A 12,796-nucleotide genomic window follows, 5' to 3' on the forward strand; every position below is an offset into this window, starting at 1 on the left:
GATTTCGTCGCATAAAAAGCTTATTATTGGCGGTTGCGTCAGGGGATGAAAATTTTTATAAAATCAAATTTTTCTATGAAAATTGTACGCTGGAGTCTTGTGCTAAAAATAGCAAAGACGGTGCGGTAGTTAAAATTCCATTAAAAGGAAATGCGATTTTAAATGAATAAAAAGACGATTTTAACTATTTTATCGGGAATAGTCGAAGATGGCGATTATATCTCTTTATGGGAGATCGTTTGGGAATTAAATTCTATTAACGTTCCCAATTCGCTTAAAGTGGCGAAAGAAATTTTATTGTTTTTATACGAGCAAGGTTATATAAGATTGTTTAGTTCAAATTGGGGTTGTGGCACAGAAATGAAAGAGATATGTGATAAATCTGAAATTTTAAATATTTTAAGAGATGATAAAAATTATGAGCCGGTCGGCGTAAATAGTAAATATTTTTGCGTAACTGAAACAGAGCGGGGAAGAGCTTATTATGTAAAACAAGACCAAAATTCTAAAAATAGTTTGGACGGTATAAAATGAGAATAAAAGCGCTCGATCTAAATTTAAGCCCGTATGTCTATTTCTTTAGTGAAGCGGAAGATTTTCGGTTTAAGATTTTTAAAGATTTTCAAGCCGCAAGCGGGAAAAGACCACTGGATTTTTATGAGCTTGAGGCGTTTAGCCTAATGAAAAGCACCGAAGTCTATGAGACCGACTCTATCGCTAGCACATTAATTCATAATTTTAGTTTATGCGATGAGGATGTAAGAGATATTTTAATAATGCTATTTGGGTAGTTTTATCTAAATAATTTCATAGATACCGACATAAAATATAAAACTAGCGCTAATATAAATTCAAATATGAAAAAATTTGAAGAATGGAAAATTTTAAGAGAAAATTTCTTTTATTATTTAGATAAATTTATAGCTCGCTCATACGAGTATCTAAGAAATTATACTCACGCAGACGGCGCCTTTTGGGAGGAGCCAAATCGGTGGTGCCATCATAATATGTATATGTTTATCACAGAATGCGGCAAAAAATATTATGATGAAATTTTAATTCCTAGCCTCTACAATAAATACAAACACATAGAGGTTGATACCGACGAAGAGGGGAATGTAACGAAGTGGTACGGGATATAAAATTTAGGAGAATAAAATGTCAATAAAAGAAAGGTTATTGAGAGAATTATGCTGCCTTGCCTCATTAGAGTGTCAAGAAAAATATATGCTTAACCCTACAAAGGATAAGTATTTGTTGTGCATAGATTTAATAGAAGATTGTGAGAGTGCTTGTAAAATAGCCCTAGCGGAATCAAACAAAATTTATTTCAGTATAGAGGAACGTAAAGCGATAGCCAAAATGCTAGATAAATTTACGGTGTGTGATTCAAAATTTTGGGAGGAAGAGGAAAAGGCTTCTATGACAGACTATGAAGATTTTATATACCACAATAGCACCTTTTGCGGATTGCGCGAGTTAGCCCTAAAAACAATCCAAATTTTTGGTTATGAGCTTGACGACTTCGACTATGACTAAAAGCCTTATAAGGATAAAAAGAATATGTATAAGCAAATAAAAGAGCTGCTAGAAAAGAGCGGTATAGAATTGAGTGAGGGTTTGAAAGAAAGCGAAATAGACAAAATAGAGCAAATTTATGAGTTTAAATTTCCAAAAAGCCTAAGAGATTTTTTATCATATACATTGCCCATTTCGGTAAAATTTTATAATTGGAGAGACTTTAGCGATGAAAATATAAAGGAGATAAAGCAGACCATGAACTACGTCTTTAAGCACTTAAAAAACGATCCTATTGATGAAATTTTTCCAAATGAGGGCTATTGGAATACGCAAAAATGGGGTCCGATGCCCAAAGACCAATCTCGCAAGCGAGCCATTATACTAGAAGCAGCCAAAATCGCGCCTAAGATTATACCTATATATTCTCATAGGTATATGCCGTGTATTAAATTACCGGATCCACCGGTCTTATCTATATACTATACCGACGTCATCTATTATGGGAAAAATTTATATGACTACTTTTTGAGGGAATTTAGCAAAAATCCTCTTGAGCCGGTCGGAAAATGCCCGTATGTGCCTTTTTGGTCTAATTTATACTAAAATTTAATAAAGGCGAGTTTGCGTTAATCTGCGTTTGTTTGATTTTTAGAATTTAAAGAAAATATGCGTTAGCATAGTTAAAGCGAGGAAAAATGATAGAAGTAGTGATTGACTTTGATGAGTTACAAAAAGACAGAAGATATATTGATGAATGGCATGATTATTGCCCTAAAGAAATAGAGCATAAGTTATACTCCTATCTATCTGAAAAGTTAGCCTTGCCGCTGCGTATCGGCCCTGATGCATTCGCGGACTTCTTTTGGTTTCTACGATTTAAAGAATGGAAAGACTACAGCGAGGAAGAATGGGAGCAATATGAAGATAAGGACGAATGGGAAAGCTATAGCGAATACATCGAAGAAAAAGAAGAAAACTCGAGATATGGGTTAAAAAATAAGCAGGGCGTTCGAGACGATTTAAAGCTAATTTTCTTACATTTCAATGCATTTAAGAAAAAATACGGTGATTTGGCTGAGCAGTTACTCGATGTGATACAATTTACGCTCTCGGAAACCGCTAAATACCCAGATCACGATGACTTGCTTGATATTCAAATAGAAATTCGAAGCTAGAAGAGATTATGAAGCGGCGATGAGAAATGAATTTTAAGGAAAGTAGTGAATGAGACATGGCAATTCGATATTTTTAAATTTATTCCGTAATTACGAAGATGAATTTGCCGGAGTCGGTCGGTGCGACTTTGTAATTTATTTGGAAGAGTTGGTTAAGGCTGGAGAATATGGTATAGCGCTGGAAGATTTTTTAGTTCAAATGTATGAATATGATATAAAAATTTCTTCTAACGACTTAACAATTATAAAAAATTTATGCGAAGGCGTGAATATAAGTAGTGATTTATGGTCGGTTCTAAACATTAGAGCGGCGGGCGATTAAAAATATACCGAAAGAGGGTCAATGATAGAGGAATATATAAAAATAATAGAGGATTTTTTGCAAAACAGAATCGACGTATTTGAATTTGAAAAGATATATTGGGATAAATTTATGAATGATAAAAATTTTCCCGACGAATATTATGAGCCGCTTAATAGACTTCTTACTGACATCGATGAATTCGAACCAGACGAAGAGTTGAGGGGTGATGATACGGTAGGCGATTCATTAAGTGAAGAGGATCTAAGGGAGTGCGCGAAAAAGGCTTTAAAACAAATTACGCTTTTAAAATAGTAGTTTTATAAAATGATAATTTTTGCGAGAATTTTAAAAATATATTACGATATAATGCGCGCAAACCCACATCCCAATAAAAGGAAACCTAAATGCGAATTAACGGAAAAGAGATATTTGAGAAAGGCGGTCTTATGTTTAATTTAAGCCGAATGGCTTCTTTGGAATACCAGGATAAGTATCTAGTACATGCCACGGCTAAATATTATGAAGATCCATCTGAAATGGCAGATATTTTATATACTGAATGTAAAAATGCTTTATTGGAGCAATTTGAATTCTGCTTCTTGCCCTATGAAAGAGAGATCTTAAAAGAGCTTGCAGAGCTTATTTATAAATACTTTAAAGATCAAAGCTTGCTAGAAGGAGATACTTACGATTATCTAGTCTATCAGAACAAATCCTGGATAGAGGTTAGAGAGTTGGCCTTAAAGACCTTGCACATTTTTGGCTACGATTTGGACGACTTCGATCTATATTAAGCTCACGAAGCAGCACTTAAATAAAAGGAAACCTAAATGCAAATTGACGGAAAAGAGATATTTAAGAAAGGCGCCCTTATGCGCTACCTAAGTCGAATGGCCTCTTCGGAATATCAGGACAAATATATCGTTTACCCCACAATCAATAAATATGAAGATCCGTCGGAGATGGCAGAACTTTTATATACTGAATGCAAGAACGCTTTATTGGAGCAATTTGAATTTTGCTTCCTGCCATACGAGAGAGATGCACTAAGGGTGCTTGTGGAGCTCATAGATAGATACTTTAAAGATCAAAGCCTGCTAGAAGGCGTATGTGAATATTTGGTCTATCACAATAAATCCTGGGTAGAAGTCAGAGAGCTAGCCTTGAAGACTTTGTATACCTTCGGATATGATTTGGAGGACTTTGACTATGATTAAACCCGTATTAGACCTAGCAGAATGAAATTTATCCTACATATCTTTAATCTGCTGCTATGCCTAAGCGCTTGGGTTCCGCTTGGTTGTATACAGCGAAAATAAAACCGACATGCCGCGCAAACGAATGCTTTCATTTAGGTGACGTATAGTTGCGCTGCATCATAGCACGCCGTAACGATACATCTAACGCCGCTAGGCCGTGCTCTAGCCGCTACGTCGCGATGCGCCCTATCGCTGCGCCTTAAATCCTTACGCCCGAAGCGCCTAGATCATCTTACCGACAAGTTTTTCTTTAAATTCCTTGTAAATTTCAGGCCCCGCGTGTTTGTATTCGCTCGTCAGCTTATTGTGAAATTCTGCCATATCGCCGCCGCTTTCGCGGTAGAGTTTGATCGCGTTTCGCCTTACGGCGCCGTCTTTTAGGTTGCTATCGTAGGTAATGCTCGCGTACCTTGCTCGCGCGCCGTCCTTGATCTCGCGGTAGGCCTCGCAGCCTTTGGCTCTGCCGAGCTTTGCGACGCACGCGCCGTAAAGGGCTTGCAGGCTCACGCACTGGGATATCAGCGCCTCCGCTGCGGCGAGATCCGCTTCGGCGATTTTAGAATTTGCAGCTTTTTGTTCCTGTTGTGAGGCCTTCGGCTCCTGCTTCGCGGTTTTAGGCTCTTGTTTTGTGGCTTTTGTCCCTTGCTTTTGAGTTTTTATCTCCTGTTTCGTAGCTTTCGGTTCCGCTTTTTGGGCTTTTTTCTCCGCCGCGCCGCTTGTTTTGCTTTGTTTTGTGCCCGCTCCTGCGGCTTGCGAGGCTAGACTGATCTTTTCAAATTTCGGATTTTTGCGGTAGTTTAGATTATTAAAAAATTCTATCACGTCGTCGTAAAATTTATCGTTGCTGACGATGCCGATCTTGCCTTCCTGCCCGCAGAGCTTGCCCATCAAAAACACGATGATCTTATCGGCGAAGTCCTTTCTTTGCTTGCCGATCGTAAAAACCTCGCCTATGCTAACGCCCATCTTCGATAGGCGCGCAAGGGTCAAGGCGCCGATCTTTTTGGCGGTGTTGGAGACGATATTTAGCTCATCGCCCTCTTTTAGATTTACGACGTCGAAGATATTATCTACGTCGATATTTTCGTCGTCAATGATAAAATGGGTCAAAGTTTTTCCTTTAAATTAAATTTCAATGCCCGCGCTCGCGCAAATTTCATCTCTGAAGCGCGCGAAAGGCCTCATCGCAGGCTGATTTTGCAGATGCTCACCGATCGGCTTTTGCATCCACGCCATATCGTACCAGCGGCCGAATTTATAGGCGCAGCGCTGAAATCTTCCGACGAAGCGAAAGCCCATGCGCTCGTGAAATCGCACGCTTGCATCGTTTAGATATTCGTCATCCCCGCAAGCGATGCAAGCGTTCATATCTACGATATTTTGAGCCTTGAGCGCGCGCTGTAGCGCTTCGTAGAGCAGCCTGCCGATACCAAAAGCGCGCGCGTTTTGCGATACATAAACCGAGCTCTCCGCCGACCAATCGTATGCCGCGCGCTCTTTGAAAGCCGAAGCATAGGCGTAGCCGAGGATTTGTCCGTGTTTTAAATTTGCGCCATTTTGTTTTGCCGAGACGATTAAATTTGCGCTATTTTGTTTCGCCGCACCGCTTGCGCAATTTCGCGCCTCGTCTGCGGGCAAAATTTCACTTCCTGCGCCCGCCGCGATCGCAGAAATTTTAAAATTTTCATTCCGTTCGTCGTTCGCGCATGCCGCCTCATCGCTTGCGTAAGCGAGCAGATAGGGGTATCTTTGCAGCGTCTGTTCGATGCGCCCCGCAAATTCCGCGGCGCTGGGCACGTCGTATTCGAAGCTGATCGCCGTTTGCTTTACGTAAGGCGCGTAAATTTCAAGCAGCGCATCCGCATCTTGCGGCGTTGCGAGCCGCAGTTTTATCAGCACCCGATCTCCTTTAAATTTAGCCGTTTTGTATAATTTCGGTTTTAAGCTTATCTAAATTTACCGCCGTAATTTGGCTTTTAAATTTAGCGGGAATTTTATCTCGCGCGCAAAACGGCTAAATTTCAGAGGCGCGTTTTGAGCGCGTAAATTTTAAAATTTAACCCGCGCAAGCCTCTATTCGCCGAAAAGTCGCCAAAACTCGGGCGCAAATTTCGTCGGCGCAAATTCTATGATCTCGTATTTTGCGACGCCGTTTTGAAAGAACGGATCTTGCGCGATGATCTCATCAAGCTCCGCGCGGTCTTTGGCGTTGATTAAGATGATGCCGCCGGTGCGAGGGACTTTGCGCCCCGAGCAGATAAATTTATCCGCCGCGAAAAATTTATCTAAAAACGCGTTGTGCTCGTTGATAAAGCGGTCCGCTTCGCTTACTTCTTTGACGTAGGAGAGGTTTGCAATAAACATTTTGATCCTTTGTGAGATTTGAAGCGCGATTTTAGCATAAAATTCCAACGGATAAAATTCCCGCTGGAATTTTTCGCGCGCTACGTTATAAAAAATATCGGCGAAATTCCGATTATCGCGCAGCCAAGCGCTGCGTAGCGAAGCTTTATCGCAGCAAGCGCGCAGATGTTTGCAAGCGCGAAAAGAAGCGGCGGAATTTGCGCTTGAAAGCTCGGCAAAGTAAAATTTAAAAACGCAAGCAGCGGCGTATCGAGCGCGCCGCCAAGACCTAATAGATGCAAAAAGATGCTCAGCGGATAAAAGATTACAAACACGTATCCTAGCGGCATTACGCTAAGCTGCTGCAAGCTCGCGGTCGGGAAGAAAAAATAGACCGCCACGTTCATGCTGAGCCAAACGTAGAGGTTGAAAAGTATGACGTTCTGCCAGAGCTTAAATTTAGGCGCGAAGTGGTGCAGGTAGAGGAAGATATACAGCACGCCGAGGCAGGAGAAATAAAATCCGATCGAAAAGGCTAAATGCGGGAAAAACGCAAGCAGAAGCGCGATCGTTAGGAAGAGGTTTGTAAATTTAAGTACGTAGAAATTTCGCATTGCGAGGAAAAACCCCACGCAGCACATTGCAAGCGAGCGCAGAAAGCTCGGCGTAAAATCAAGCACGAAGAGATATCCGCTCATCAGCACGATCACAAAGACGCTAAGATCGCGCTTAGCGCTGCGATACGGAAAGTATCGATCCTGAAAGTAGCGATAGATCGGCATCGCGAGCAGAAAGACCGTGCTAAAGATAATGCCCAGATGAAAGCCGCTTATGGAAATGATGTGCGCTATGCCCCAGTTCGTCACGCTGGCGCGCAGCGGTTTTGAAATTTCGGTCGCAAAATACAGCGCGGAGTAAAGATCCGCCGTCATCTCATCTTCGTGTTGGGCTCGGACGAATTCTATTGCGCGCCATTTTGCCCCGGAGGGCGCGGTCTCGGCTGAAATTTTAAAATTTGGCGCGTAAAAGCGCTGCTTTAAAAAATCTAAAAATTTTACGTTTTTCGTTACGATGCCGATATTTACGCGCGCGAAGCGGTGAAATTCCCGCCCGAGCCCAGCGGTCGTGTAGAGAGTGAAATCCGCCGTTTTGAGCTTTAGCACCGTGTAGGTGCGGCCGCGCTCGTTCGTTTTGGCGTAGGCGTTTAAAATTTGCGCGTCGTAAAAAGCGTAGTTTTTCGCGCGGAATTCTTTGAATTCATAAAATTTAAGACCTAAGTTTAGCGATAAAATTCCAAGCAAAATGAGCAGAAAGTATAAAATTTCGCGTTTAGAGTAAAAGAGTTGAAGCTTCACGGGCGGTATTTAAGTTCGCGCATGCGGTAGAATTTTAAAAGTTCGCACGCGGCGAAATTTTAAAATTCCAAGGCTCTATGCCGCACCGTCTCGTAAAAACCGGGCGGCGCGGCATAAAATTTAGCCTTAGCACGAATAATTCGTCGCAAACTCAAACGGCGTAGGGCGCGCCTCGTAAGGCCAAACCTGAGTTTCAAATTTAAAATGCTGATAGGTTTCGATAAAAAGCTCGCTCATTATCGGGCGCAGATACTCATTATCGCGGATCACCGCCTCTAGGCTGCCGCGAAGCGTGTGCGGAAGCTGCTCGATACCGCGTTCGCGGATCTCATCCAGGTGCAGCTTGAATAAATTCTCATCCATCGGCCCGACCGGCTCGGTTTTGTTTTTGATGCCGTCGATGCCAGCCATCAGCATCGATGCAAACGCCAAATACGGGCACGCGGTGCTATCTGGGAAGCGCATCTCCGCGCGCACCGAGTGCTCGCCACTGCCGTAAGGGATGCGGATCGAAGCGGAGCGGTTTTGGCTCGAATAAGTTAGAATGGACGGCGCCTCAAAGCCCGGGATCAGGCGCTTGTAGCTGTTGGTGCTCGGGTTCGTAAACGCCGCGACGCTGCGCGCATGCTTTAGCACGCCGCCGATATACCATCTCGCCGCGTCGCTTAAATTTGCGTAGTTGCCCTTTTTGTAAAAAGTATTTTTGCCCTTTTTCCAGATTGATTGGTGCACGTGCATTCCGCTGCCGTTATCGCCGTAGAGCGGCTTTGGCATAAAGGTTGCGGTCTTGCCGTTTAGGTGCGCGACCATCTTTACTACGTATTTGTACTTTTGCACGTTGTCGGCGGCCTCGACGAGAGTGCCGTATTTGACGCCGATCTCGCCTTGGCCTTGCGCTACTTCGTGGTGGCAGATGAAGGTCTCAAGCCCGATCTGCTCGAGTACTTTTAGCATTTCGGCGCGTAGATCGACCATCGAATCGACCGGCTGGACTGGGAAGTAGCCGCCTTTTACGCCCGGACGGTGACCGCTGTTAAAGCCGTCTTTATAGTTTTTGCCGCTGTTCCAATGCCCCTCTTCGGTATCTACCTTAAACATCGCGCAGTTCATATCGTCGATGATCTTTACGTCGTCGAAAACGAAAAATTCATTCTCCGGCCCGAAATAGCAGGTATCTCCAAGACCCGTGGTTTGTAGAAACTGCTCGGCTTTTTTGGCGATCGAGCGCGGGCATTTTTCGTAAAGCTCGTTTTTGTAGATGTCGTAAACGTCGCAGATGACGATGATCGTAACGTCCGCGGTGAACGGATCCAAAAACGCCGTCCCTACGTCGGGCTTTAGCATCATATCGGATTTATCGATCGGTTGCCACGCCGCCACCGAGCTCGCGTCAAATGGAATTCCGTCGGCGAAGTCCTTCGGCAGGCGCTTGTAGTTGTAAGCGACGTGGTGCCAGGTGCCTTTTAGATCGGTAAATCTAAAATCCACGAACTCGACCTCGTTTTCATCGCAAAATTTAAAAAATTCCTTCACGTCATTAACAAATTTTCCCATATTGTTTCCTTTTCCCGCCCGTGTTCGGGCTAAATTTAACGGCGGATTTTAACATTATTTAGTTGAAATTCGACTTTATCTGCGCCGTTTTGCGCGCCGCGATTTTTAAAATTTCTCGCCGCCGTGCCTTTTGAAATCTGAAATTTTCACGCCACTGAAGATTTTGAAATTTTAAAATTTATCGCCGTCCGTGCCTTTTAAATTTAGCAGAGAGCGGCTGCCGTTAAAATTTACGCCAGCTTTACGAACTGCCGCTCGCGATTTTTGAAAACTGCGATCCGCTCGTAGCCGAACTCGCGCGCTTTGGCGTAAATTTTATCGTAGTTTAGCGCTACTTGAGCTACCGAGTGCGCGTCCGAGCTGAGCGTGATCGGCACGTCTGCATCCGCAAGCACCTCCAAAAGCGCGTCGCTTGGATAAATTTCATTTGCGGGCTTGCGAAGCCCCGCGGAGTTTAGCTCCACGACGATGCCGCTTTTTTTGATCGCGTTTATCGCGCCGCCTGCCAAAACTCGAATATCTTTTTTCGGAGTAAATTTAAAAATTTTAATCAGATCCATGTGCCCTAAAATATCGAATTTGCCGCTTTTGCACAGCGCGCAGATCAGCGCAAAGTATTCGCGATAAACGTCGTCTATTTCGCGCCCGCTCCACTGATCTAAAAATTCCTCGTTATCAAAGCCCCAGTTGTTTAAAAAATGCACCGAACCGATGAGATAATCAACCTCGCGCGCGAAAATCCGCTCATCCATTAGCTCTTTTTTCGTCATAAAATCGACCTCGTATCCCAGCCGTACGTCGATCCGCCTGCTAAACTCATCTCGCAGATCCCTAATCATCCGCTCGTAAAGCTCCATCTGTTCGAAGCTCATTCGGTATTTTTGATCGAAGTTCATCGGCGCGTGATCCGCAAAGCCGAAAATTTCTATGCCTCGTGCGATCGCCGCTTCCAAATACTGTCGCGGCTCGCCGCTAGCGTGGTTGCAAAGATAGGTGTGGTTGTGCAGATCGGCTCGCATCAACTGCTCCTTAAATAAAATTTTGGCTAAATTGTAGTAAAATCGCGCTTAAAAAATCACTAGGAATGTATTTGAAAAAACCCGAACTCTTAGCTCCTGCTGGGAATTTAACGAAACTAAAAATCGCCCTAGCTTACGGCGCGGACGCCGTGTATGCAAGCACCGGCTCATTTTCGCTGCGCCAGCGAAGCGCGAAGGAATTTAGCAAGGAAAGCTTCGCGCAGGGCGTTGCGTACGCACATGAGCGCGGCAAGAAGCTCTACGCGACCGTGAACGGCTTTGCGACCAACGGCCAATTAGGAAACATCGAAAGGCATTTGGAATTTCTTCGCGATCTGCGCGTGGATGGAATTTTAATCGCGACTTTGGGCGTCGCGAACCTCGCGCGAGCCGTAGCACCTGAGATTCCGATTCACGTCTCCACCCAAGCCAACGTGCTAAATTATCTCGATGCGCAGGTTTGGGCGGAGCTCGGCGCCGTTCGCATCGTCGCGGCGCGGGAGATGACACTCAAAGACGCCGTGGAGATTAAAGATAAAATTCCAAACTTAGAGATCGAAATTTTCGTGCACGGCTCGATGTGCTTCGCATACAGCGGGCGCTGCCTTGTTAGTGCGGTGCAAAGCGGGCGCTTCAGCAACCGCGGAAGTTGCGCGAACGACTGTAGATTTAACTACGAGCTTTATGCGAAAAATCCCGAAACCAGCGCGCTTTTTCGCTTGCAAGAGCGCGAAGGGGAGGGCACTTTCGTAATGAACGCGAAGGATCTTAGTCTCATTTCGCACGTGCAAAAGATCATGCAAACGGGCGCGATCGACAGCTTCAAAATCGAAGGGCGCACCAAGAGCGAATACTACGTCGCATGCGCTACAAATGCCTACCGCGCGGCGATCGACGATGCCGTGAGCGATAAATTTGAGGCCGGCGTTTACGAGCGCGAGATCGCGACGCTTAAAAACCGCGGCTTTAGCGACGGATATTTGATAAAGCGACCATACGAGCGAGAGGATACGCAAAATTTAGACCGCAGCATCGAGCTTGGCACGCATCAGGTCTGCGCTATCAGCGAAGACGGCGAGTTTATAAGCGTCAAAGATAAAATTTTACCCGGCGTTTCGTATGAAATTTTTGCTCCGCGCGGCTTTGAAATTTGCGTTTGCGATAATGAAATCGGCGAAATTTTTGAGCTTGACGGCAAGCCATATTTAAAATTTAAGAAGCTGCAAAGTCGCAGCGGTAAGGAATTTAGCGAGATTCACAGCGGCAATCTAAATGAGATTAAGCTGCCTGCGAAGCTCGCGGAGTTTTGCTTTTTAAGAAAGGAGATAGAATGAAATTTGTTTCTATAATAATGGGCTCAAAGAGCGATTACGAGGTCGTTTACGAGGCGGCTAAAATTTTAAACGAATTCGGCGTAGCGTACGAGATGATCGTATCTTCGGCGCACAGAAGCCCCGCCCGCACGGCTAAATACGTCGCGGACGCCGAGAAAAAGGGCGCGCAGGTTTTCATCTGCGCGGCGGGCATGGCGGCGCATCTTGCCGGAGCGGTCGCTGCAAATACGACCAAGCCGGTGCTAGGCGTTCCGCTCGGCGGTAGCGCGCTTAGCGGCGTAGATGCACTGTATTCGACCGTGCAGATGCCTGCGGGCATCCCCGTCGCGACGCTTGCGATCGGAAAGGCGGGCGCGAAAAACGCGGCGTATCTGGCGGTGCAAATTTTAGCTCTAAGCGACGAGGTGCTAAGCTCGAAGCTAAAGGCGGATCGCGCGGCAAAAGCGGAGGCGCTGAAAAAGGACTCCGAGCAGATCGAAGTGCTGCTGTAGCGCGCCGCTAAATTTAAAAGTAAAATTCTATTCTAAAGGACGAAAGAGCCAAAAAGACGGGTCGCGACAGCAAGAAAATTTTGCCCGCGCGCAGATTAATACGACCTTTTTGGAACGGCACGCCTGCGGACTTGCCGCAGCTGTGCTTACAAGCCGTGTAGCAAATCGCCTCTAGAGCTAGCGACAAGCTTAACGGCGCAAAATTTTGACGAAGCTAAATTTGCAGATAAAATTTAGTCGCGCGAAATTTTAGGTCTGCCCCGATAGGCATAAAATTTCAGAGCCGCTCTAATAGGCATAAAATTTTGCGCTGTTCGCGACTCACAGATGAAATTTTAAAATTTTAGAATTTTGCGGCGTGTGACGCACTAGAATTTATAAATCAACGATAAAAGGATAAAAATGACGTTTTCACAGATTATTTTGACGCTTCAAAACTAC

At 44.7% G+C, this 12,796-nt stretch carries 18 protein-coding genes; 12 read left to right on the forward strand and 6 right to left on the reverse strand.

The features are described from left to right. Window positions 1-162: 162 nt before the first annotated feature. The 10 genes from Q0369_RS06380 (at window position 163) to Q0369_RS06425 (ending at window position 4,217) form a co-directional block, all read left to right on the forward strand. Complete coding sequence (locus tag Q0369_RS06380; RefSeq protein WP_298097517.1) at window positions 163-534, forward strand: hypothetical protein; 372 nt, start codon at window positions 163-165, stop codon at window positions 532-534. Next, the gene (locus Q0369_RS06385; RefSeq protein ID WP_298097520.1) at window positions 531-791 is read left to right on the forward strand and encodes a hypothetical protein; all 261 of its coding nucleotides are present in this window, start codon (window positions 531-533) and stop codon (window positions 789-791) included. Before Q0369_RS06380 ends, Q0369_RS06385 begins: the two co-directional genes overlap by 4 nt. Window positions 792-857: 66 nt before the next feature. Continuing rightward, the gene (locus tag Q0369_RS06390) at window positions 858-1,142 is read left to right on the forward strand and encodes a hypothetical protein (RefSeq protein ID WP_298097523.1); all 285 of its coding nucleotides are present in this window, start codon (window positions 858-860) and stop codon (window positions 1,140-1,142) included. A 16-nt stretch (window positions 1,143-1,158) separates the two neighbouring features. Next, window positions 1,159-1,539 carry a hypothetical protein gene (locus tag Q0369_RS06395; protein ID WP_298097525.1) on the forward strand — a complete coding sequence of 127 codons (381 nt, stop codon included), beginning with the start codon at window positions 1,159-1,161 and terminating at the stop codon, window positions 1,537-1,539. A 24-nt stretch (window positions 1,540-1,563) separates the two neighbouring features. Continuing rightward, on the forward strand, window positions 1,564-2,124 hold the full coding sequence (locus Q0369_RS06400; RefSeq protein ID WP_298097528.1) for a hypothetical protein: 561 nt from the start codon (window positions 1,564-1,566) through the stop codon (window positions 2,122-2,124). 92 nt (window positions 2,125-2,216) lie between these two features. After that, window positions 2,217-2,696, forward strand: a complete 480-nt coding sequence (locus tag Q0369_RS06405; protein ID WP_298097530.1) for a hypothetical protein — start codon at window positions 2,217-2,219, stop codon at window positions 2,694-2,696. A 49-nt stretch (window positions 2,697-2,745) separates the two neighbouring features. Further along, window positions 2,746-3,018, forward strand: a complete 273-nt coding sequence (locus tag Q0369_RS06410; protein WP_298097532.1) for a hypothetical protein — start codon at window positions 2,746-2,748, stop codon at window positions 3,016-3,018. Between the two features lie 21 nt (window positions 3,019-3,039). Beyond that, complete coding sequence (locus Q0369_RS06415) at window positions 3,040-3,312, forward strand: colicin immunity domain-containing protein (RefSeq protein ID WP_297922149.1); 273 nt, start codon at window positions 3,040-3,042, stop codon at window positions 3,310-3,312. A 92-nt stretch (window positions 3,313-3,404) separates the two neighbouring features. Further along, entirely contained in the window at window positions 3,405-3,794 is a 390-nt protein-coding gene (locus Q0369_RS06420; protein ID WP_298097535.1) for a phytanoyl-CoA dioxygenase, read from the forward strand. Window positions 3,795-3,830: 36 nt separating this feature from the next. Beyond that, window positions 3,831-4,217 (forward strand): phytanoyl-CoA dioxygenase, encoded by a 387-nt coding sequence (locus Q0369_RS06425; protein WP_298097538.1) that lies wholly within the window; start codon window positions 3,831-3,833, stop codon window positions 4,215-4,217. A gap of 264 nt (window positions 4,218-4,481) precedes the next feature. On the opposite strand, the gene Q0369_RS06430 is transcribed toward Q0369_RS06425, so the two are convergent. The 6 genes from Q0369_RS06430 to Q0369_RS06455 form a co-directional block, all read right to left on the reverse strand. Beyond that, entirely contained in the window at window positions 4,482-5,369 is an 888-nt protein-coding gene (locus tag Q0369_RS06430; RefSeq protein ID WP_298097541.1) for a hypothetical protein, read from the reverse strand. A 15-nt stretch (window positions 5,370-5,384) separates the two neighbouring features. After that, complete coding sequence (locus Q0369_RS06435) at window positions 5,385-6,158, reverse strand: GNAT family N-acetyltransferase (protein WP_298097544.1); 774 nt, start codon at window positions 6,156-6,158, stop codon at window positions 5,385-5,387. Between the two features lie 174 nt (window positions 6,159-6,332). Further along, window positions 6,333-6,623: a YciI family protein gene (locus Q0369_RS06440; RefSeq protein WP_298097547.1), complete on the reverse strand. Its 291-nt coding sequence runs from the start codon at window positions 6,621-6,623 to the stop codon at window positions 6,333-6,335. 80 nt (window positions 6,624-6,703) lie between these two features. Then, window positions 6,704-7,957 (reverse strand): ComEC/Rec2 family competence protein, encoded by a 1,254-nt coding sequence (locus Q0369_RS06445; protein WP_298097550.1) that lies wholly within the window; start codon window positions 7,955-7,957, stop codon window positions 6,704-6,706. 126 nt (window positions 7,958-8,083) lie between these two features. Then, on the reverse strand, window positions 8,084-9,511 hold the full coding sequence (gene glnA / locus Q0369_RS06450; RefSeq protein ID WP_298097553.1) for a type I glutamate--ammonia ligase: 1,428 nt from the start codon (window positions 9,509-9,511) through the stop codon (window positions 8,084-8,086). A 230-nt stretch (window positions 9,512-9,741) separates the two neighbouring features. Next, entirely contained in the window at window positions 9,742-10,530 is a 789-nt protein-coding gene (locus Q0369_RS06455; RefSeq protein ID WP_298097556.1) for a histidinol-phosphatase, read from the reverse strand. Between the two features lie 71 nt (window positions 10,531-10,601). On the opposite strand from Q0369_RS06455, the gene Q0369_RS06460 reads away from it, so the two are divergent. Further along, window positions 10,602-11,864 (forward strand): peptidase U32 family protein, encoded by a 1,263-nt coding sequence (locus Q0369_RS06460; RefSeq protein ID WP_298097560.1) that lies wholly within the window; start codon window positions 10,602-10,604, stop codon window positions 11,862-11,864. After that, window positions 11,861-12,355 (forward strand): 5-(carboxyamino)imidazole ribonucleotide mutase, encoded by a 495-nt coding sequence (gene purE / locus Q0369_RS06465; protein ID WP_298097563.1) that lies wholly within the window; start codon window positions 11,861-11,863, stop codon window positions 12,353-12,355. Before Q0369_RS06460 ends, purE begins: the two co-directional genes overlap by 4 nt. The last annotated feature ends 441 nt before the right edge of the window (window positions 12,356-12,796 follow it).

This window comes from uncultured Campylobacter sp. (assembly GCF_938030685.1).
Lineage (GTDB): Bacteria > Campylobacterota > Campylobacteria > Campylobacterales > Campylobacteraceae > Campylobacter_B.